Genomic DNA, 18,783 nt, shown 5'->3' on the forward strand with positions numbered 1-18,783 from the left:
CAAAAAATCTCCATGGGTTGGTTTTGTCAAACTGGCAATGCCAGTTCTTCAGACACCTTGTTTGAGCGAGGCTTCAATGAAAGCATCCAAGTCGCCATCCAACACTTTTTGGGTGTTGGACATTTCAACGTTGGTGCGTAAATCTTTGATCCGACTTTGGTCAAGCACATAACTGCGAATTTGGTGACCCCAACCCACATCGGTTTTGGTGTCTTCCAATTTCTGCTGAGCTTCCATGCGTTTGCGCATTTCAAAGTCGTACAAGCGTGAGCGCAGGCGTTTCCACGCCACATCGCGGTTGCTGTGTTGGCTGCGTCCGTCTTGGCACTGCACCACAATGCCAGTGGGAATGTGCGTTAGGCGCACGGCAGAGTCGGTCTTGTTGATGTGCTGTCCACCCGCGCCGCTGGCACGGAAGGTGTCGGTGCGAACGTCAGAAGGATTGATGTCAATCTCAATCGAGTCGTCCACTTCGGGGTATACAAAAATACTGGCAAAGCTGGTGTGACGGCCGCCGGAAGAGTCGAACGGTGACTTGCGTACCAAGCGATGCACACCGGTTTCGGTGCGAAGCAAACCAAAAGCGTAATCACCTTCAAACTTGAGCGTGGCGCCTTTGATGCCAGCCACGTCACCCGGTGATTCGTCTTCAACAGTAATTTTGAAGCCTTTGCGCTCGGCATATTTTAAGTACTGTCGCATCAGCATGCTGGCCCAGTCACAAGCTTCAGTACCCCCGGCCCCAGCTTGAATGTCAACGAAGGCATTGCAAGAGTCGGCTTCGTTGTTGAACATGCGGCGGAACTCTAGCTGCTCTACGATGGCAGACAACTTATTGGCTTCAATTTCAATGGTGAGCAAGCCGGCTTCATCGCCTTCCTCTTTGCTCATGTCAAACAACTCACTGTTGTCTGAAAGCTCAGATGTGAGGGTGTTGAGTGTGACCACCACACCGTCGAGGGCTTTTTTTTCTTTGCCCAACTCTTGGGCTTTTTTAGGGTCGTTCCAGACCGTGGGATCTTCGAGCGATGCGTTAACGGTTCTTAGGCGTTCTGATTTGGCATCGTAGTCAAAGATACCTCCGTAAATCTTCGGTGCGGGCGGCCAGGTCGGCCAATTTCGCGCCAATTTGATTGATGTGTTCTGCTTCCATGAGGGCTTGTGTCCGAATCTGATAAAGATGGGATTTTCTCACGCTTAGGGGTCAGTTGCGAACCTCATTAGTCCAAAAAGTCTTCCAATAGCTTGGCAAGGGCCTCCGCTTGGTCATGGTGCAGCATGTGACCGGCATCTTGAGGCGTGGCTATTTTCAAATTCTCAACCGATTTCAGCCGTTCGTGAAACTCTTCAAGGGTGAATTTCCCTTTCCACCACTGTGACAAAGAATCATCGGATGCTTCAATCACCAAGCAAGGGGCTTTGATTCTTTTGTAAATTTCCAGGACCTCATCGACTCGGTAAAGGTAAGGGTTGACCACTTTGTGAGCGGCATCGCCCAAAATTCGCCATTGGCCTTGTGCGTCTGGTTTGGCCCACTGCAAAGCCAACCAGTCGGCCTTGTCTTGCGACAGTCGGTGGTTGGTTTTCATCAGCCTTTGAGCAACTGCGGCAGCGTCGGGGTAAGGTTTGAGGTTCAATTCACCTTTGTCAAAGGCTTGCAACTCGTCAAGCCATTGACCCAAACGGCCTGGGGCTTGGGAGGGGCGCGTGCTTGCCATGCCAAAACCCTCCAAATTGACCAAGCGCCGAATGCGATCGGGCCGAGCACCTGCGTACATCATGACCACATTGCCTCCCATGCTGTGGCCCACCAAGTCGATCCTTTGGGAGGGACACAACTTGTGCAGTAGGGCATCCAAGTCGCCCAAGTAGTCGGGTAGCCAGTAGCTGTCTGTGGCGGGTCCTTCGGTAAGACCGTAGCCGCGCCAGTCGGCTGCCAAAATACGGCGGTGCTGTAAAAATGAGGGGGTTAGGGCGTCAACCATGAATTGCCAAGAAGCGGCCACGTCCATCCAGCCATGCGCCAGAACCAAAGGCGGTAAATCGGATTGTGGGTTGCCCCATTCTCTGACGTGGTATCGGTGACCCCGCAAAGAGACGAAATGGCTAGTAGAGTGCTGTTGAACTTGGTACATACTTCGAGATCATAAGGAGACAGGGAATGCGTGTCAGTCACCCGAACGACGCTTACGAGGCTGTGCACCGCCAATTTGCTTGGCATGTGCCTGTGCATTTCAACATAGCTGAAGTCTGTTGCAGCCGTTGGGCGCGCGCTCGACAGCACCAAAATGCCACCGCCATTGTGGCTCATCATCCAAGCCCTCAAGCCAGTCAGTCGTGGACCTTCCGTGATTTACAAAGCGCCGCCAACCGATTGAGCCATGAACTTCAAAAACGAGGCATCAAGAAAGGCGATCGGGTGGCCATTGTCATGCCCCAGCGATTTGAAACCGCTGTGTCCTATATGGCTGTCTTGCAAATGGGCGCGGTGGCCATGCCTTTGTCAATGCTGTTTGGGCCAGATGCTTTGGCCTTCAGGGTGAACGACAGTGGTGCCAGCATGGCCCTTTGTGATGAAGCTTCAGCGCCGGTGTTGACTGAATTGCGCAAAGATTGCCGGGCTTTAAAAGTGGTGTGCCAGGTGCCTGAATTTCTGTCGCGCCCCAATGCAGAAAAACAATTGACTCACAAGTTCAAGGCTGAAAAAACACTCGCCGAAGACCCTGCTGTTTTGATTTACACCAGTGGCACCACCGGCAATCCAAAGGGCGCATTGATTCCTCACCGGGCCATGATTGGTAACCTCACCGGCTTCTTGTGCAGTCAAAATTGGTTTGGCTTTGAGCCCTTGAAAAGCAAGTCAACTTCCAAGTTGGCAAGCAGCTCGTTGCCTTCGGGTTCTGATGCCATTTTTTGGTCACCTGCCGACTGGGCTTGGACGGGTGGCCTCATGGATGCGCTGCTGCCAGCCTTGTATTTTGGGCGGCCGATTGTGGCGTTCCAAGGACGCTTCAGTCCAGAGATGGCTTTTGAAATACTCCATCAACACGCCATCACACACAGTTTTTTATTTCCAACGGCCTTGAAGGCCATGATGAAGGCAGAGGCTCAACCGCGCAAGCGATACAAGCTGGTTTTGCAAGGCTTGATGAGTGCGGGTGAGGCTGTGGGCGATGCCGTTTTTGCTTATTGCCGTGACCAACTGGGCGTTGTGGTCAATGAAATGTTTGGGCAAACAGAAATCAATTATGTAGTGGGCAATTGCCATATTTTTTGGCCTGCAAAACCGGGTAGCATGGGCAAGGGCTACCCTGGCCACCAAGTGGCTGTTATTGACGAGAAGGGTCAAATTTGCCCACCGGGTGTGCATGGCGAAGTGGCAGTGAACCGCTACGACCGGCATGGCCACCCCGATCCGGTGTTCTTTTTAGCTTACTGGAAAAATCCCAAAGCCACCCACGAAAAATACACAGGCGATTGGTGCCGAACAGGTGACGTGGCCGTTCAAGATCAAGAAGCTTATCTTTGGTACCAAGGACGAACCGATGACATGTTCAAAGCTGCGGGGTATCGAATTGGGCCGGGCGAAATAGAAAACTGCTTGATCAAACATCCAGCTGTGGTGAACGCGGCAGTCGTGCCCAAGCCAGATCCTGATCGGGGTGCCTTGGTGAAGGCCTATGTGGTGATGTCGCCAGAGTTTTTATCGCAAAAAGCTGTGTCAAAAAACGCCAACAGCTTTGACCAGAAAGTGATTGAAGATTTACAGCAGCACGTGAGAGGTTTGCTCGCGCCTTACGAATATCCCAAAGAAATTGAATTCATTGACCAATTGCCCATGACCACTACTGGTAAAGTACAACGAAGATTTTTGCGCTTGGAAGAGGAGCGACGAGCTGGCCTTTTGCGCAAATTGTGAACTTGATCATTCAATTTTGAAATCATGAAAAAAATAACATTGGGTCAATCTGATCTGCAAGTGACCCCCATTTGTTTGGGCACCATGACCTTTGGTGAGCAAGTGACAGAATCAACCGCGCATCAAATACTCAATCGTGCTCTCGATTTAGACCTGAACTTTTTGGATACGGCAGAAATGTATTCGGTCCCTGCCAAAGCAGAAACCTGTGGGGCCACAGAAACTATTTTGGGAAATTGGTTTGCCAGCCACCCTGGCGCGCGCCAAAAAGTGGTGCTGGCCACCAAAGTTGCCGGTCCTTCACGCGGAATGCCCTGGGTGCGCGAAGGCGCTGGCCTGACATCGCAAGATATATTGAAATCTTGCGATGCCAGTCTCAAGCGCTTGCAAACAGACGTGATTGATCTGTATCAAATTCATTGGCCTGAGCGCCATGTGCCTGTGTTTGGCATGATGTATTTCGATCCCAGCAAAGACAAAATCGAGACCAGCATTCACGAACAGTTGGAGGCCTTGGGCCAGTTGGTCAAGGCTGGCAAGGTTCGCCACATTGGCCTGTCCAATGAATCGCCTTATGGCATTCACGAATTCATTCGTTTGGCTGAGCAGCATGGTTTGCCGCGCGTTAGCACTGTTCAAAACCCATACTGCTTGACCAACCGAACTTTTGACAACGCCATGGACGAAAGCTGTCATCGCTTGCAGGTGTCTTTGTTGGCTTACTCACCTTTGGCCTTTGGCGCTTTAACTGGCAAGTACGATCAAACTGGCTTTGAAGGTGATGGCGCACCGGCCAATGCGCGCATTGGCAAGTACGAGTCTGTGCGCAAGCAACGTTGGGGTCGTGAGAGCTCATTGACCGCAGCCAAACTTTACAACCAACTAGCCCGCGACAATGGCATGAGCCCCACCCAAATGGCACTTGCTTTTTGCTACAAACGTTGGTGTGTGGCCAGCACCATCATCGGTGTCACTTCGGTGGCGCAGCTTGAAGAGAACGTCAAAGCTTGGGACACCACTTTGTCTGCTGAAGTTTTGGCTGCCATTGATGCCATTCGTTTGGTCCATCGCGATCCTGCAACCTGATTTCTAGCTTCAGTGCTTCGTCTTTTTTAATTTCCCAATGCCTGAAAATTCATTGAATCTCCTCTTGCACCCTATTTCGGTGGTGCTTGTTTCTTATCTGCTTGGCTCCTTGAGTTTTGCCGTCATTGTCAGCAAGTTCATGGGTCTGTCAGATCCCCGTTCCTACGGCAGTAAAAACCCAGGCGCTACCAATGTTTTGCGCTCAGGCAATAAAAAAGCCGCCGTTTTGACTTTGCTTTTCGACGCTGTGAAGGGTTGGATTCCTGTGTTTTTGATCTTGCAGCAGGGTGGGGCTTGGGGCCTGACCGAAGGTGTAGCTGCCGCGGCTGGCTTGGCTGCTTTTTTGGGCCATCTTTATCCCATCTTTTTCAAATTTGAAGGTGGCAAAGGTGTTGCAACGGCCTTGGGCGTCTTAATGGGTGTGTCTCCCGTGTTGGGCTTGGCCATTGCCCTCACCTGGATCGGTGTTGCCTGGTTCTTCAGATACTCTTCTTTGGCGGCACTTTTGGCAGCACTTTTAGCGCCAGTTTACTACGCGCTGGCATCTGACGTGCTGTGGTGGAGTTTCAATGGTCCCATCTTTGGCATGTTGTGTGTGATGGGCATCTTGTTGGTTTGGCGGCACCGCGACAATATCAACCGCTTGCTGGCGGGCACTGAATCTAAATTGGGCGCTAAAAAAAGTTAAGGCACGGGTTAGACGGGCCGTAAAAAAAAGCGCCCTTGGGCGCTTTTTTTAATCACGAAAGTTGTTGAAGCTGATTGGAATATCGGTGATGTCTTTGCGCAGCAGGGCCATGGCCGCTTGCAAGTCGTCGCGCTTGGCACCTGTCACGCGCACAGCATCGCCTTGAATTGAAGCTTGAACTTTGAGCTTGCTTTCCTTCAGTACTTTCTGAATTTTTTTGCCGTCTTCAGTGGCAATGCCATTGCGCACTTTCAAGACTTGCTTGACTTTGTCGCCGCCCATTTTTTGCACGTCGCCTTTGTCTAGGAAGCGCACATCCACACTTCGCTTGGCCAGCTTGTTGAGCAAGACTTCGTCAATTTGGGTGAGTTGAAAATCGGCATCGCCAAACAAAGTAATTTCTTTGTCTTTCAATTCAATGGCTGCCGACGTGCCTTTGAAGTCAAAGCGCGTGGCAATTTCTTTGGCGGTGGTGTCGACCGCATTTTTTACTTCAACCAGGTTGGGTTCGCAAACGGTGTCAAAAGATGGCATGGATTTTCACAATCAAGTCAGAGAATGCGACAATTCTCCCATGAACGTGACCCAAAACGTAGCCCTTCAGTCGTACAACAGCTTTGGCATTGTGGCCAAGGCCTATTCTTTGCTGCGAATTGGCTCTGTGGCAGAGGCTGTAGAGGCTCAGCAGACCCTAAAAAACCACCCAGAGGGGCACTGTATTTTGGGCGGTGGCAGCAACATAGTCTTGACGGGCGACGTGAGACCTCTCGTCCTCAAAATGGAGATTTTGGGCAAGCGCTTGGTGTCCGAGACAGACAAAGCTTGGATTGTGGAGGCGGGTGCAGGCGAGGACTGGCATGAGTTGGTCACGTGGACCTTAGACCAAGGGTGGCCCGGATTGGAAAACTTGGCTTTGATTCCAGGCTCGGTGGGCGCCTCGCCAGTGCAAAACATTGGTGCTTATGGGGTAGAGCTGCAAGACCGCTTTGATTCTCTCGATGCCCTAGATCTGGTCACTGGCCAAGTGTTCAGTTTGAATGCCGCGCAATGTGCCTTTGGCTATCGAGACTCAGTTTTCAAGCACACCAGCAGCGGGCCCAATGGCATTGGTTTGGCGGGGCGAGCTTTGATTTTGCGTGTGCGCTTTCATCTGCCCAAAAAATGGAAGCCTGTGTTGGGTTATTTGGATTTGGAAAGAAAAATGACCGAGACCGGCATTGCCCATCCCACAGCACAGCAAATTTACGATTGGGTGTGTGCCATCCGTCGTCACAAATTGCCCGATCCCAAAGTTTTAGGCAATGCGGGGAGCTTCTTTAAAAACCCCACGGTCTCCCCAGAGCAATGTGCCGACATCATTGCGCGTGACCCTAAGGTGGTTCATTACCCCATGCCCGATGGCAGCATTAAACTGGCCGCTGGCTGGTTAATCGATGCCTGTGGTTGGAAGGGCAAGAGTGTGGGCAATGCGGCTGTGTATGAAAAACAAGCCTTGGTGTTGGTCAACCGAGGTGGCGCAACGGGCGGTGAAGTGGTCACGCTGGCCAAAGCCATTCAAACCAGCGTGTACGAGCGGTTCGGCATTCGCTTGGAACCCGAACCGGTCGTGATTTAAAACTTATTTGCCACCTTCAAGCTTGAGCATTTCGGCGCCTTCGCCCAAAGACAACAAACCTGTTTGTGCATAGATGCCCAATTTGGCACGTGTGTCCACGATGTCCAAGTTGCGCATGGTAAGTTGACCGATGCGGTCGAGCGGTGTGAACATAGACTCGCCCTTTTCCATGGTCAAACGCTCGGGGTGGTACGTGAGGTTGGGCGAGGTGGTGTTCAAAATGGAGTAGTCGTTGCCACGGCGCAGTTCAATGGTGACCTCGCCTGTGATGGCGCGTGCCACCCAACGCTGGGCTGTTTCACGCAGCATCAAAGCTTGTGAGTCAAACCAACGGCCTTGGTACAACAAGCGGCCTAGCTTGCGGCCATTGTCGCGGTACTGCTCAATGGTGTCTTCGTTGTGAATGCCGGTAAGCAAGCGCTCGTAAGCAATGAACAACAAAGCCAAACCAGGCGCTTCGTAAATACCGCGGCTCTTGGCTTCAATGATGCGGTTTTCAATTTGATCGCTCATGCCCAAACCATGACGACCGCCAATGCGATTGGCTTCCAAAATGAGTTCAACAGGATCGGAAAAACTCACGCCATTCAAAGCCACGGGTTGGCCTTCTTCAAAGCGCACCGTCACTTCTTCGTGTTTGATCACACAGTCTTCACGCCAGAAGGGCACGCCCATGATGGGCTGCACAATTTTCATGCCGCTGCTCAGGTGCTCCAGGTCTTTGGCTTCGTGGGTGGCACCCAACATGTTGGAGTCAGTAGAGTAGGCTTTTTCGGCCGACATCTTGTAGCCAAAACCGTGTTGCGTCATGAACGCCGACATTTCGGCGCGGCCACCCAATTCGTCAATGAACAACTGGTCTAACCAGGGCTTGTAAATTTTGAGAGAAGGGTTGGTGAGCAAACCATAGCGGTAAAAGCGCTCAATGTCATTGCCCTTGAAGGTGCTACCGTCGCCCCAGATGTTGACGTCGTCTTCTTTCATAGCAGCCACCAACATGGTGCCAGTAACGGCGCGGCCAATGGGGGTGGTGTTGAAGTAAGTTACACCCGCTGTGGAAATGTGGAAAGCACCGCACTGCAAAGCAGCAATGCCTTCGTGGGCCAATTGTTTGCGGCAGTCAATCAGTCGAGCCAGTTCTGCACCGTATTCCTTGGCTTTGCGAGGAATTTCTTCGTAGTCTGGCTCGTCGGGTTGACCCAAATTGGCGGTGTAGGCGTAAGGCACAGCGCCTTTTTGGCGCATCCACAACAAAGCGGCACTGGTGTCTAAGCCACCAGAGAAAGCGATGCCAACTTTTTGGCCTGCAGGAATGTGTTGAAGGATGGTAGCCATGGAAGTTCTTTCAGATGCGAAGGGGATCAACCGAAATGGCAGATGTAGTGATACGGCTCGGTGACGCGAATTTCAAAACTGGATTGGCCAGGCACGTTGAATTTTTCGCCGGCTTTTGACACAAGCCACTCTGAGCTTCCCTTGAGTTTGTACTCGCAAGAACCGCCCACGCACTCCATCACCTCGGGCGCGCCTGTGTTGAAAGTGAGGGTGGAGGGCAGTACCACGCCCACTGATTTCTTGGTGCCATCCGCGAAAGTGATGTTGTGGCTGACGCACTTGCCGTCAAAGTACACGTTGGCTTGGGTGGTGACGGAAATATTGTCGATTTTTTCGGTGGTCATAGAGAAATCAAGGGTAGGGTGTCGTGGCCACACAGGGGCGGCTTATAGACTTGGCACAAAACCCATGATTTTAGGCCATTGCAGGCCCTTTTTTAACGCCAGTGGCGATGACGGGGTGCCGCCCCAATGTCCAAGTTAACGTGCGTGAACACAGGGTAGGGTGAGTAAATATTGGGACGGAAATAGGGAGAAAACACACGAACCACTTGGGGTGATGCGGTGAAAATTTGGTGCGGCACGATGGGTAAATTGGAAGTTTCTGCCATGACTGTGGCTTCAGAGCCGGGCACTTCCAAGGGGGCCGCACTGATGGGTGTGACTTGCAACTTGATAGTAGGGCCTGGGTCTTTGGGCAATTGCACGTTGTACTGTTTGCCAGCAAACTCATAGACCACGTTGTAACCCATAAGGCGGTTTTCGAAGACTTGCTGGGTGGTGCAGGTTTGTTGAGTTTGGGTTTGGGCTGCTTGAGGTCCTTCAACCTTTTCGCCAGCAATGGCGCCGCCAATCACCCCAATCATGGTGGCCAAAGCTCGGCCTTCGCCTTTGCCAATGGCATTGCCAATTGCGCCACCAGCGATAGCGCCCATTGCCGCTCCAGCACCAGAAGTCTGACCTGGCACAGTGATTTGCGTTTGGGTGCAAACTTGGCGAGGCACAGAAACTTGTTGGTAAACAGGGGTGCGGCTAATGACATTGCCAATTTCTTGGGCTTGCGCGGGCAGGCAAACAGCGAGTCCAGCCAACAAACCGCCGGAGAGCGTGGAAGTTAGTGCACGGTTAAAGACTGAGTTTGTCATGGTGTTCAATTCCGATAAAACAAAACAATGGCCAGATTTTAGAGTTTAGATTCAACAAAATTTGAAAGCCTACTTAAATACTTAACGCAGCAGCCACTGATTTGGTTGAAAGCCTATTGTGATTTCAATGCCTTTGCTGGATTGCCACTCAATAACGGGCCGTTTGACCAGGCTGGAATTGGCCAAGAGAAAAGGCCGAGCCGTAGCCGCATCGATCACGCTAAGCTGTTCTTCTGGGCTGAGTTTGCGCCAACTGGTGCCTTTCCGGTTTAAAACTGCCTCCCAGCCTGCCTCTTTTAGCCAAGAATCAAGATTTTTTTCAGGCAAGCCTTGTTTTTTGAAATCATGGAAAACATGCTCGATGCCTTGCTCGCTCAGCCAAGTACGTGCTTTTTTAACCGTATCGCAATTGGGAATACCATAAACAGTGATCAAGGTGTATTTCATCATTTGTCATTGAAAGAGCTGGACTCAGCGACAATCTTATCCTTATGAAAACATTGAGTGAATGGCTCGCACATTGCGAGAGCTTGCATCCCCATGCCATTGACATGGGTTTGGACCGGGTCCGCCTAGTTGCCCAAAAGCTGCAATTGGCCCTCAAAGTGCCTGTGATTACCGTGGCGGGCACCAACGGCAAAGGCTCAACCTGCGCCATGCTGGAGGCCATTTATTTGCAGGCTGGTTACAAAACAGGGGTCTACACATCGCCCCATTTGGTGCACTTTGAAGAGCGCTGTCGCTTGCAAGGGGAGTCGCCATCTGCTGCTGTGTTTGCAAATGCTTTTGAGCAGGTTGAAAAAGCCAGAGGGGAGATATCCCTCACTTATTTTGAATTTAGCACCTTGGCCATTTTAAAAATGATGGCAGACGCTAATTTGGATGTGGCCATTTTAGAAGTCGGTTTGGGCGGCCGCCTAGACGCCGTCAACTTGGTTGATGCCGATTGCGCCATCATCACCAGCATCGACCTAGATCACACAGCTCTTTTGGGGAACGACCGTGAAACCATCGGTTTTGAAAAAGCTGGCATTGTTCGCTCAGGCAAGTCGGTTGTTTTGAGCGACCCAGTTCCCCCCAATTCCATCATTCAGCACGCCAAGGACCTGGGCTCAGACCTTTGGTTGATGGGCCGCGACTTCAACTTTTCAGGCGATCCCTTGCAGTGGTCTTGGGCCGGCCGGGGGCGCCGCTACAGTGGTCTGGCCTATCCCGCGCTCAGGGGGGCCAACCAATTGCTCAATGCCTCTGGTGTTTTGGCAGCTTTGGAGATCATGCGACCCCAATTGCCAGTCACAGCGCAGGCCATTCGCAATGGCTTGGCCATGGTGGAATTAACGGGCCGGTTTCAAATTGTGCCGGGCGAGCCGGTGTTGGTCCTTGATGTAGCGCACAACCCGCATTCTGTGGCGGCTTTGGCGGCCAATTTGGATGCGATGGGTTTCTACCCTTGCACCCACGCGGTATTTGGGGCCATGGCCGACAAAGACCTTGCCAGCATGCTTCAAAAAATTCTGCCAATGGTTGATGCGTGGTATTTCACAGATCTGCCATTGCCCAGGGCGTCTACGGCAGCCCAACTGGAAGACGCTTGGCGGCAGATGAATACACGCCAAGACGTGAAAACCAGCCAGCACATCTCGCCTCAAAAAGCCCTCGAAGCAGCCATTACAGAAGCAAGACCCGCTGATAGAATCTTGGTCTTTGGTTCGTTCTATACGGTGGGCGGCATTTTGCACAATGGCATTCCCAAATTGCATGCCAAACACCTGAGTAATTGAGACTCCACCTCATGGCATTCTTCAAGCTACGACTTCCTGGACGACTTTCATCGGGCCCCACTGGCGCCGATGCGTTATCCAACACCCCCGCAGAAAGTGTCGAGGTTATTCGCAAGCGTGCTCGCCACAGGCTCATGGGCTCTGTGGTCTTGGTTTTGGGCGCAGTGGTTGGATTGCCGCTGTTGTTTGACAGCCAACCCAGACCTGTGGCCATCGATACACCTATCGTGATTCCCGATCGAAATCAGGTGGCGCCCTTAACGGCAGCAGTGGCCCCTAAAACAGGCACGGTCAAAGAGCCAACGCCGGTACAGGCAGAACCAGCACCTCCCGAAACTGCAACTGTTGCAAAAAGTGCAGTTGCCAATCCGGCAGGACTTGATCCTAACGAGGAAGTGGTTTCCAAGACCACCAAACCTGAGCCCAAATCTGAGCCTAAATCTGAGCCCAAACCTGAGCCCAAACCTGAGCTCAAAGTTGAAGCCAAGCCCGAGGTGAAAACAGATCCCAAGCCGGATGGCAAAGAAGCGCCTAAGTCAGAACAGCCAGTTCGTTCTGTGGTTCAAGTGGGCGCGTATGCTGAATTGGCCAAGGCCAGGGAAGTGCGTGCCAAGCTTGAAAGTGCGGGCTTTAAAACCTATACCCAGGAAGTAGAAACCAAAGACGGCAAACGAATTCGCGTTCGAGTAGGTCCTTTCCCGTCTAAGGAAGAAGCTGAAAAAACAGCTGAAAAAATTCGGAAACTGAATTTGCAGACTTCGGTGTTAAAACTTTAAGGAGGTCAAACACATGGCTTCCACCGATTGGATTCTTCTGGCCGTGCTTGCAGCATCCCTATTGTTGGGCGTATGGCGAGGCTTGGTCTACGAAGTACTGTCTGTCATAGGCTGGATTGCTGCATTTTTGCTGGCGCAGTGGTTTGCCCCCGATGTTGCAGAAAAATTGCCTATGCAGAGTTCAAGCGAAACACTTAAGTTTGCCGCTGCATTTGTGTTGGTTTTTGTAGTGAGTGTTTTTGCGGCGGGCCTCATTTCTACGCTCATGAAAAAAATCATTTCTGTGGTGGGGCTCAGGCCTGTTGACCGAATTCTGGGCGCTGTCTTTGGATTGTTTCGAGGTCTGATTTTGTTGCTGGCCTTGAGCGTTGTGGTGCACATGACGGCTTTGCAAGAGAGCGATTGGTGGCTTGAGTCCAAGGGCGCACCCATGCTCATGACCTTGCTCAAGGGCTTGAAACCGATGTTGCCTGAAAAATTTGGGGCTTTCTTGCCCAACTGACTGGACTAACTTATGTGTGGAATTGTTGGCGTTGCAAGCAACGCACCGGTGAATCAGCTGATCTATGACGCGCTGTTGCTCCTGCAGCATCGTGGGCAAGATGCTGCGGGCATCGTCACACAACTCGACCGCAAGTTTCACATGCACAAAGCCAAAGGCATGGTGAAAGATGTTTTTAGAACGCGCAACATGCGCTCTTTGCCGGGCAACTGTGGCTTGGGGCAAGTGCGCTACCCCACTGCAGGCAATGCCTTCAGCGAAGAAGAGGCGCAGCCTTTTTATGTCAATGCACCGTTTGGCTTGGTACTGGTTCACAACGGCAACTTGACCAATGCCAAAGCCTTGAAGGCTGAGCTTTTTTCGACCGACCATCGCCATATCAACACAGAGAGTGACTCTGAAGTTTTGCTCAATGTGCTGGCCCACGAGTTGGAAAAAACCACACGCGGTTTGCCTTTAACTCCCGCCGATGTTTTCAAAGCCGTGCAAGGTGTGCATCGCCGTGTGAAAGGCTCTTATGCAGTCATCGCCCTCATTGCGGGTCATGGATTGCTGGCCTTCAGAGATCCCTTTGGTATCAGGCCATTGTGCATTGGCAAAGCCAAGGACGGCACCTACATGCTGGCCAGTGAATCGGTGGCGCTAGAAGGAACTCTGCATCAGTTTGAGCGCAATGTGGCGCCAGGTGAGGCGGTGTTCATCGACATGCAAACGCAACTTCACAGTCAGCAATGTGCAGACCAACCGCAATTGAATCCTTGCATTTTTGAATACGTCTATTTGGCTAGACCAGACTCTACTTTGGACGGTATCTCTGTATACCAGGCGCGTTTGAACTTGGGTGAAACATTGGCCAAGCGGGTCATTTCAACCGTTCCCCCAAGTGACATTGACGTGGTCATTCCTATCCCTGAATCAAGCCGCCCAAGTGCTGCGCAATTGGCGCAATTGTTGGGATTGCCGTACCGTGAAGGGTTTGTGAAAAACCGCTATGTGGGCAGGACCTTCATCATGCCGGGACAGGCTGTTCGCAAGAAATCGGTCAGGCAAAAACTCAACGTCATTGCCAGCGAGTTCAAAGGTCGCAATGTGCTGTTGGTGGACGACTCCATTGTGCGAGGCACCACCAGCCGTGAAATTGTGCAGATGGCGCGAGAAGCGGGTGCACGCAAGGTTTACATGGCCAGTGCTGCGCCGCCTGTGCGTTATCCCAATGTGTATGGCATTGACATGCCCACCAAAGATGAGTTGGTGGCGCACAACCGATCGGTGGATGAGATTCGCCAAATCATTGACTGCGATGCGCTCATTTACCAAGATGTTGATGCCATGAAATTGGCCGTTGCCAATGCTGTTTTGCCAGGTTTTCCAAAGGTTCAAGGTTTCGACGCGTCTTGTTTTGACGGCGTTTATGTCACCGGCGATTTGTCTGCTGAAGACATTGTGCGCTTGAATGAAAACCGACCCTCCCAACAAGATGACTCAGAGGCCGAATCTGACCTCTCGCGTTTGGCACTGCCGAATGCATCTTGAGCACCATCGGAAAAATATTCGTGAAAAGAATTTGAGATCCATATGAGCCAGCATCCATTGCCCGACAACTTGCACATTGACACCCTGGCGGTGAGGGCGGCAGTTGACCGCAGCCAGTACGGAGAAAATTCTGAGGCCTTGTACCTTACCAGTGGCTATGTTCAGCCCGACGCAGAAACAGCCGCACGGCGTTTTGCTGGTGAGGAGGAGGGCTACACCTACGCTCGTCTTGGCAATCCCACAGTGGCCAGCATGGAGGCGCGCTTGGCAGCCCTTGAAGGCTCAGAGGCTTGCATTGCCACTTCCACCGGCATGTCGGCCATTTTGCTCATGTGCTTGGGCTTGCTCAAAAGTGGTGACCATGTCATTTGCTCCCACTCGATGTTTGGCTCCACCATCAAATTGATTGGCAGTGAGTTTGCCAAGTTTGGTGTGCAATCTACTTTTGTGTCGCAAACCCAAGTGTCTGAGTGGCAAGCGGCCATGCGGCCCAACACCCGATTGTTGTTTGCTGAAACACCGACCAACCCCTTAACGGAAGTGTGTGACATCAAAGCACTGGCCGACATTGCCCATGCAGGCAATGCATTGCTGGTGGTGGACAATTGTTTTGCAACGCCTATTTTGCAGCGACCCATTGCCATGGGCGCAGATTTGATCGTGCACTCAGGCACCAAATATCTAGATGGCCAAGGCCGCGTGATGGCAGGCGCCTTGTGCGGCTCCAAGGCATTGATTGACGATGTGTTTGGCCCCGTCATGAGAAGCGCAGGCATGACATTGGCGCCTTTCAATGCATGGGTGGTTTTAAAAGGTTTGGAAACTTTGGGCATTCGCATGAAAGCCCAATCTGAACAAGCCTTGGCCTTGGCGGAGTGGCTAGAAGCGCAAGGCCCTGTGGCGCGTGTTTATTACCCCGGCCTCAAAAGTCATCCTCAACATGAACTGGCCATGCTGCAACAATCGGGCATGGGTGGCGCGGTGTTCTCTTTTGAAGTCAAAGCCCAGTCGGCAGAACAGGGCCGCGAAAATGCATTCAAAGTGATGAACGCCATGCGCACAGTTTCTTTGTGTACCAACTTAGGTGATGTCAAAACTCTTGTGGCTCACCCGGCCAGCACCTCCCACGGCCGCCTTACGGAAGCGCAGCGTCAAGTGGCGGGTATTCAGCAAAGCTTGATCCGTGTGGCGGTAGGCCTTGAAAATCTGGAAGACTTGAAAGCTGATTTCTTGCGTGGTTTTCAGGCACTCTAATTCGAATTACAAATGTCTTCTATTCAAAAACAAGTTCGCACACGATTTGCACCATCCCCCACTGGATTCATCCACTTGGGCAACATTCGATCTGCTTTGTACCCTTGGGCCTTTGCCAAGTCACAAGGCGGCACTTTTATTTTGCGCATTGAAGATACCGATTTAGAGCGGTCGAATCAGGCGTCTGTGGATGTGATTTTGGAGGGCATGGCTTGGTTGGGCATGAACCCCGATGAAGGTCCTTTTTATCAAATGCAGCGCATGGACCGCTACAAAGAAGTGTTGGCCAAACTGCAAACCACAGGTCAGGTTTATCCCTGCTACATGAGCATTGAAGAGCTTGATGCCCTGCGTGAAAAACAAATGGCAGCCAAAGAAAAGCCGCGCTATGACGGCACTTGGCGGCCAGAGCCTGGCAAAACACTGCCGCCCATTCCAGAAGGCGTGAAGCCTGTGTTGCGATTTAAAAATCCGCTGGACGGTGTGGTGGCTTGGGACGACAAAGTGAAGGGCCGCATTGAAATTAGCAACCAAGAGCTAGACGACTTGGTCATTGCAAGACCTGACGGCACACCCACTTACAACTTCTGCGTGGTGGTGGATGACATCGACATGGCCATTACCCATGTCATTCGCGGCGACGACCATGTGAACAACACACCGCGTCAAATCAATATTTTCAAGGCCTTGGGGCACGAAGTGCCTGTGTACGCGCACCTTCCTACCGTGCTCAACGAGCAGGGCGAGAAATTGAGCAAGCGCAATGGCGCCAAGCCCGTCACGCAGTACCGTGATGAAGGCTATTTGCCTGATGCCATGGTGAACTACTTGGCGCGCTTGGGCTGGAGCCACGGCGATGATGAAATTTTTAGTCGTCAGCAGTTTTTAGATTGGTTTGACCTCGACCATTTGGGCCGAAGTGCTGCGCAGTTTGACGATGCCAAACTGCGCTGGGTGAACGCCCAACATTTGAAGGTCTCTGACGATTCGCAGCTGGCGCTTTGGGTCAAAGACATCTTGAGCCAACGAGGCATTGCCTCAGACGACCGTTTGCCAGCCATCTGCGGACTGTTCAAAGACCGATGCGACACCCTGTGCGTGTTGGCCGATTGGGTGGCCGTTTTCTATGGCGATGTAACGCCCAAAGCCGATGAAAAAGCCCAACATGTGACCGACGCAGTTAAGCCGGCATTGGCGCTGCTGGTTGAAAAACTCTCGGTATGTGACTGGGACAAGGCTGCTATTTCGTCGGTGATCAAAGAGGTTTTAACGGCACAAGGTTTGAAGATGCCGCAGTTGGCCATGCCCGTTCGGGTTCTGGTGATGGGTACGGCTCAGACCCCTTCGCTCGACGCGGTACTTGCACTTTGTGAGAAGCAAAAAGTTTTAGAACGCTTGAAAAACGCTTGAAAACCTGTCTATAATCCATATCTCGACACCAACGAGGGTTGCCTTCCAAGGCTTCACAAAGTTGCCAAGGGGGGTATAGCTCAGCTGGGAGAGCGCTTGCATGGCATGCAAGAGGTCAGCGGTTCGATCCCGCTTACCTCCACCAAAGTGTCGAAAATGTTTTGATTTGCTTGCGAAGCATTTCATAACAGTCCAGGTTATGACCCTATCGTCTAGAGGCCTAGGACATCACCCTTTCACGGTGAGTACCGGGGTTCGAATCCCCGTAGGGTCGCCAAGTTTTGTTGCACTTGGTGCTGTTGCTAGTTCAACAGTACAAAAGCTTCAAGCTACCAGGAGTGGTAGTTCAGTTGGTTAGAATACCGGCCTGTCACGCCGGGGGTCGCGGGTTCGAGTCCCGTCCACTCCGCCAAAAAAGCATGTAGAAACGCGCCTTCGGGCGCGTTTTTCATTTCTGCAATCACTTTATGTGCTCATGAAAGCAAAAGTAGTAGCCGCCAGCCCAGTTTGCTTGACAATGAATGCTCCTGTTGATATCTTAAAGATATCAATTCAATCGAGCCATTCACTATGAGTTCAGCACCTGCCCAAATTGCTTTTCGCTTCAGACCTTACGACAGTGCCAATGGCGTGACACGCATCACCACCAAAAGGTTGGCTGAGACGCTGGGTGTAGATGAAACACAAGTTATCCATTTGGCGCTTCGTGAGTTGGCAGTCAAATTGCTGCCTCAGTATGAAGCCGACGAAGGTGCTCTCACCCAGACGCAATTGAATCAAATTAAAAAGTTGGCCCCCAAAACCAAGCTGACCAAAATTCGCAGTACCCTTTTCGACAGGGAAAATGCTTGATGCAGAGGTGGCCAGAGCCTGATGCAGGAGACATTGTGTGGTGTCGTTTTCCAGACTTGATTCACGCACAACCCAAACCCATGCCTGCCCTTGTGATTGATGTACAAATGGATAACGCAGACCTTATTTTTGTGAGCGTGGCCTATGGTACGAGTCAAAAATTAAACCGGATTTACAGCGGTGAATTTCAAATCACCCAAATAGACAACCCGGCAGCCTATGCAATGGCTGGACTCAGTTTTGATACAAAATTCGATTTGAGAACCATTCTTTCTTTGCCATTCAATCAAGAATGGTTTTCCGTGCCGCCTCATGCACCTCACGGACAAAATCCCAAGCTGGGTACCTTGCATCCATCCATGGTTAAAGTTGCATCAACCGCTTACAAGGCAACAACACAATGACACTTTTTCGAACGCCATCTTTCCAAAAAATTGTTTATGTTTGCTTTGCTCTTTTAGCGCCATGTGCCGTTCTTGCAGAAACAAACTTAAGCAAGATTTGGGTGAACGCTGGGTTTTATTCAGCTCACTTCGATACCCAGAAAGGTTTGCGAAATGCCAACCCGGGTCTTGGTCTTGAGTACAAACTAGACGACACTTGGGCTCTCACAGCAGGTCGCTTTATCAACAGCAACAACGCGCACTCCAATTATTTAGGCACTTATTACCAACCGTGGCGCGAGGGCAATTTTAAATTTGGCGTGGTGGGCGGGGTGTTCAATGGCTATCCCAAAGCCTTTGACGGTGGCTGGTTTCCTGCTGTGTTGCCAGTCGTGAGCTGGGAGACTCAGCAATTGGGCCTGAATGTGATGTTGGTGCCGCCCCTGAAAGACAGGTTGTATGGTGCAGTAAGTTTTCAGCTGAAGTATCGGTTTGAAAATTAATT

General features: G+C 51.6%; 20 protein-coding genes and 3 tRNA genes. 16 read left to right on the forward strand and 7 right to left on the reverse strand.

Features of this window, described 5'->3' with window-relative positions:
- Window positions 1-48: 48 nt before the first annotated feature.
- Together prfB and B9Z32_RS07960 are read right to left on the reverse strand one after the other, a co-directional pair.
- A protein-coding gene (prfB, locus tag B9Z32_RS07955; RefSeq protein WP_108420703.1) for a peptide chain release factor 2 occupies window positions 49-1,153 on the reverse strand; the annotation gives its coding sequence in 2 pieces (ribosomal slippage) (window positions 49-1,071 and window positions 1,073-1,153; 1,104 coding nt in all).
- Between the two features lie 67 nt (window positions 1,154-1,220).
- Window positions 1,221-2,135 (reverse strand): alpha/beta fold hydrolase, encoded by a 915-nt coding sequence (locus tag B9Z32_RS07960; protein ID WP_108420704.1) that lies wholly within the window; start codon window positions 2,133-2,135, stop codon window positions 1,221-1,223.
- Window positions 2,136-2,161: 26 nt separating this feature from the next.
- Here B9Z32_RS07960 and B9Z32_RS07965 point away from each other — a divergent pair, with 26 nt between their 5' ends.
- From B9Z32_RS07965 to plsY, 3 genes are read left to right on the forward strand one after another with little or no spacing between them, the layout of a single operon-like run.
- The gene (locus tag B9Z32_RS07965; protein WP_108420705.1) at window positions 2,162-3,919 is read left to right on the forward strand and encodes an acyl-CoA synthetase; all 1,758 of its coding nucleotides are present in this window, start codon (window positions 2,162-2,164) and stop codon (window positions 3,917-3,919) included.
- A 24-nt stretch (window positions 3,920-3,943) separates the two neighbouring features.
- On the forward strand, window positions 3,944-5,005 hold the full coding sequence (locus tag B9Z32_RS07970) for an aldo/keto reductase (protein ID WP_108420706.1): 1,062 nt from the start codon (window positions 3,944-3,946) through the stop codon (window positions 5,003-5,005).
- A 52-nt stretch (window positions 5,006-5,057) separates the two neighbouring features.
- Window positions 5,058-5,693: a glycerol-3-phosphate 1-O-acyltransferase PlsY gene (plsY, locus tag B9Z32_RS07975; RefSeq protein WP_369909734.1), complete on the forward strand. Its 636-nt coding sequence runs from the start codon at window positions 5,058-5,060 to the stop codon at window positions 5,691-5,693.
- Between the two features lie 48 nt (window positions 5,694-5,741).
- Here the strand turns inward: plsY and B9Z32_RS07980 are convergent, their stop codons facing one another.
- Window positions 5,742-6,227 carry a YajQ family cyclic di-GMP-binding protein gene (locus tag B9Z32_RS07980; RefSeq protein ID WP_108420708.1) on the reverse strand — a complete coding sequence of 162 codons (486 nt, stop codon included), beginning with the start codon at window positions 6,225-6,227 and terminating at the stop codon, window positions 5,742-5,744.
- Window positions 6,228-6,267: 40 nt separating this feature from the next.
- Here B9Z32_RS07980 and murB point away from each other — a divergent pair, with 40 nt between their 5' ends.
- A complete protein-coding gene (murB, locus tag B9Z32_RS07985) occupies window positions 6,268-7,308 on the forward strand; it encodes a UDP-N-acetylmuramate dehydrogenase (RefSeq protein ID WP_108421082.1) in 1,041 nt (346 codons plus the stop codon).
- 3 nt (window positions 7,309-7,311) lie between these two features.
- On the opposite strand, the gene argG is transcribed toward murB, so the two are convergent.
- The 4 genes from argG to B9Z32_RS08005 all read right to left on the reverse strand — a co-directional run bounded on the left by argG (window position 7,312) and on the right by B9Z32_RS08005 (window position 10,237).
- Window positions 7,312-8,643 (reverse strand): argininosuccinate synthase, encoded by a 1,332-nt coding sequence (gene argG, locus B9Z32_RS07990; RefSeq protein ID WP_108420709.1) that lies wholly within the window; start codon window positions 8,641-8,643, stop codon window positions 7,312-7,314.
- Window positions 8,644-8,669: 26 nt separating this feature from the next.
- Window positions 8,670-8,987 carry a pyrimidine/purine nucleoside phosphorylase gene (locus B9Z32_RS07995; RefSeq protein WP_108420710.1) on the reverse strand — a complete coding sequence of 106 codons (318 nt, stop codon included), beginning with the start codon at window positions 8,985-8,987 and terminating at the stop codon, window positions 8,670-8,672.
- 92 nt (window positions 8,988-9,079) lie between these two features.
- On the reverse strand, window positions 9,080-9,787 hold the full coding sequence (locus B9Z32_RS08000) for a glycine zipper 2TM domain-containing protein (protein ID WP_108420711.1): 708 nt from the start codon (window positions 9,785-9,787) through the stop codon (window positions 9,080-9,082).
- A gap of 81 nt (window positions 9,788-9,868) precedes the next feature.
- On the reverse strand, window positions 9,869-10,237 hold the full coding sequence (locus tag B9Z32_RS08005; RefSeq protein ID WP_108420712.1) for an arsenate reductase: 369 nt from the start codon (window positions 10,235-10,237) through the stop codon (window positions 9,869-9,871).
- Between the two features lie 41 nt (window positions 10,238-10,278).
- Between B9Z32_RS08005 and folC the strand changes: the two genes are divergently transcribed.
- The 12 genes from folC (at window position 10,279) to B9Z32_RS08065 (ending at window position 18,781) form a co-directional block, all read left to right on the forward strand.
- Entirely contained in the window at window positions 10,279-11,568 is a 1,290-nt protein-coding gene (gene folC / locus B9Z32_RS08010; RefSeq protein WP_108420713.1) for a bifunctional tetrahydrofolate synthase/dihydrofolate synthase, read from the forward strand.
- An 11-nt stretch (window positions 11,569-11,579) separates the two neighbouring features.
- A complete protein-coding gene (locus B9Z32_RS08015) occupies window positions 11,580-12,344 on the forward strand; it encodes an SPOR domain-containing protein (RefSeq protein WP_108420714.1) in 765 nt (254 codons plus the stop codon).
- 13 nt (window positions 12,345-12,357) lie between these two features.
- Entirely contained in the window at window positions 12,358-12,846 is a 489-nt protein-coding gene (locus B9Z32_RS08020; protein ID WP_108420715.1) for a CvpA family protein, read from the forward strand.
- A gap of 12 nt (window positions 12,847-12,858) precedes the next feature.
- Complete coding sequence (gene purF, locus B9Z32_RS08025) at window positions 12,859-14,379, forward strand: amidophosphoribosyltransferase (protein ID WP_108420716.1); 1,521 nt, start codon at window positions 12,859-12,861, stop codon at window positions 14,377-14,379.
- A 42-nt stretch (window positions 14,380-14,421) separates the two neighbouring features.
- The gene (locus B9Z32_RS08030; RefSeq protein ID WP_108420717.1) at window positions 14,422-15,633 is read left to right on the forward strand and encodes an O-succinylhomoserine sulfhydrylase; all 1,212 of its coding nucleotides are present in this window, start codon (window positions 14,422-14,424) and stop codon (window positions 15,631-15,633) included.
- Window positions 15,634-15,645: 12 nt separating this feature from the next.
- Window positions 15,646-17,043, forward strand: a complete 1,398-nt coding sequence (gene gltX, locus B9Z32_RS08035) for a glutamate--tRNA ligase (RefSeq protein ID WP_108420718.1) — start codon at window positions 15,646-15,648, stop codon at window positions 17,041-17,043.
- A 69-nt stretch (window positions 17,044-17,112) separates the two neighbouring features.
- Window positions 17,113-17,188, forward strand: a tRNA-Ala gene (locus B9Z32_RS08040).
- Window positions 17,189-17,244: 56 nt separating this feature from the next.
- A tRNA-Glu gene (locus B9Z32_RS08045) sits at window positions 17,245-17,320 on the forward strand.
- A 58-nt stretch (window positions 17,321-17,378) separates the two neighbouring features.
- Window positions 17,379-17,455: transfer RNA gene (locus B9Z32_RS08050), tRNA-Asp, on the forward strand.
- A 158-nt stretch (window positions 17,456-17,613) separates the two neighbouring features.
- Complete coding sequence (locus B9Z32_RS08055; protein ID WP_108420719.1) at window positions 17,614-17,895, forward strand: hypothetical protein; 282 nt, start codon at window positions 17,614-17,616, stop codon at window positions 17,893-17,895.
- A complete protein-coding gene (locus B9Z32_RS08060) occupies window positions 17,895-18,299 on the forward strand; it encodes a type II toxin-antitoxin system PemK/MazF family toxin (protein WP_108420720.1) in 405 nt (134 codons plus the stop codon). Before B9Z32_RS08055 ends, B9Z32_RS08060 begins: the two co-directional genes overlap by 1 nt.
- Window positions 18,296-18,781, forward strand: coding sequence for a hypothetical protein (locus B9Z32_RS08065; RefSeq protein ID WP_233248136.1), 486 nt, complete (start codon window positions 18,296-18,298; stop codon window positions 18,779-18,781). Before B9Z32_RS08060 ends, B9Z32_RS08065 begins: the two co-directional genes overlap by 4 nt.
- Window positions 18,782-18,783: the final 2 nt, after the last annotated feature.

It is taken from the genome of Limnohabitans sp. MMS-10A-178 (assembly GCF_003063375.1).
In the GTDB taxonomy this organism is placed as follows: domain Bacteria; phylum Pseudomonadota; class Gammaproteobacteria; order Burkholderiales; family Burkholderiaceae_C; genus Limnohabitans_A.

Bases quoted from the DNA above. Each gene is read 5' to 3' on its own strand.
- B9Z32_RS07960 (WP_108420704.1), bottom strand. From the start codon at position 2,135: ATGTACCAAGTTCAACAGCACTCTACTAGCCATTTCGTCTCTTTGCGG.
- B9Z32_RS07965 (WP_108420705.1), top strand. From the start codon at position 2,162: ATGCGTGTCAGTCACCCGAACGACGCTTACGAGGCTGTGCACCGCCAA.
- B9Z32_RS07970 (WP_108420706.1), top strand. From the start codon at position 3,944: ATGAAAAAAATAACATTGGGTCAATCTGATCTGCAAGTGACCCCCATT.
- B9Z32_RS07980 (WP_108420708.1), bottom strand. From the start codon at position 6,227: ATGCCATCTTTTGACACCGTTTGCGAACCCAACCTGGTTGAAGTAAAA.
- murB (WP_108421082.1), top strand. From the start codon at position 6,268: ATGAACGTGACCCAAAACGTAGCCCTTCAGTCGTACAACAGCTTTGGC.
- argG (WP_108420709.1), bottom strand. From the start codon at position 8,643: ATGGCTACCATCCTTCAACACATTCCTGCAGGCCAAAAAGTTGGCATC.
- B9Z32_RS07995 (WP_108420710.1), bottom strand. From the start codon at position 8,987: ATGACCACCGAAAAAATCGACAATATTTCCGTCACCACCCAAGCCAAC.
- B9Z32_RS08000 (WP_108420711.1), bottom strand. From the start codon at position 9,787: ATGACAAACTCAGTCTTTAACCGTGCACTAACTTCCACGCTCTCCGGC.
- B9Z32_RS08005 (WP_108420712.1), bottom strand. From the start codon at position 10,237: ATGATGAAATACACCTTGATCACTGTTTATGGTATTCCCAATTGCGAT.
- folC (WP_108420713.1), top strand. From the start codon at position 10,279: ATGAAAACATTGAGTGAATGGCTCGCACATTGCGAGAGCTTGCATCCC.
- B9Z32_RS08015 (WP_108420714.1), top strand. From the start codon at position 11,580: ATGGCATTCTTCAAGCTACGACTTCCTGGACGACTTTCATCGGGCCCC.
- B9Z32_RS08020 (WP_108420715.1), top strand. From the start codon at position 12,358: ATGGCTTCCACCGATTGGATTCTTCTGGCCGTGCTTGCAGCATCCCTA.
- purF (WP_108420716.1), top strand. From the start codon at position 12,859: ATGTGTGGAATTGTTGGCGTTGCAAGCAACGCACCGGTGAATCAGCTG.
- B9Z32_RS08030 (WP_108420717.1), top strand. From the start codon at position 14,422: ATGAGCCAGCATCCATTGCCCGACAACTTGCACATTGACACCCTGGCG.
- gltX (WP_108420718.1), top strand. From the start codon at position 15,646: ATGTCTTCTATTCAAAAACAAGTTCGCACACGATTTGCACCATCCCCC.
- B9Z32_RS08055 (WP_108420719.1), top strand. From the start codon at position 17,614: ATGAGTTCAGCACCTGCCCAAATTGCTTTTCGCTTCAGACCTTACGAC.
- B9Z32_RS08060 (WP_108420720.1), top strand. From the start codon at position 17,895: ATGCAGAGGTGGCCAGAGCCTGATGCAGGAGACATTGTGTGGTGTCGT.
- B9Z32_RS08065 (WP_233248136.1), top strand. From the start codon at position 18,296: ATGACACTTTTTCGAACGCCATCTTTCCAAAAAATTGTTTATGTTTGC.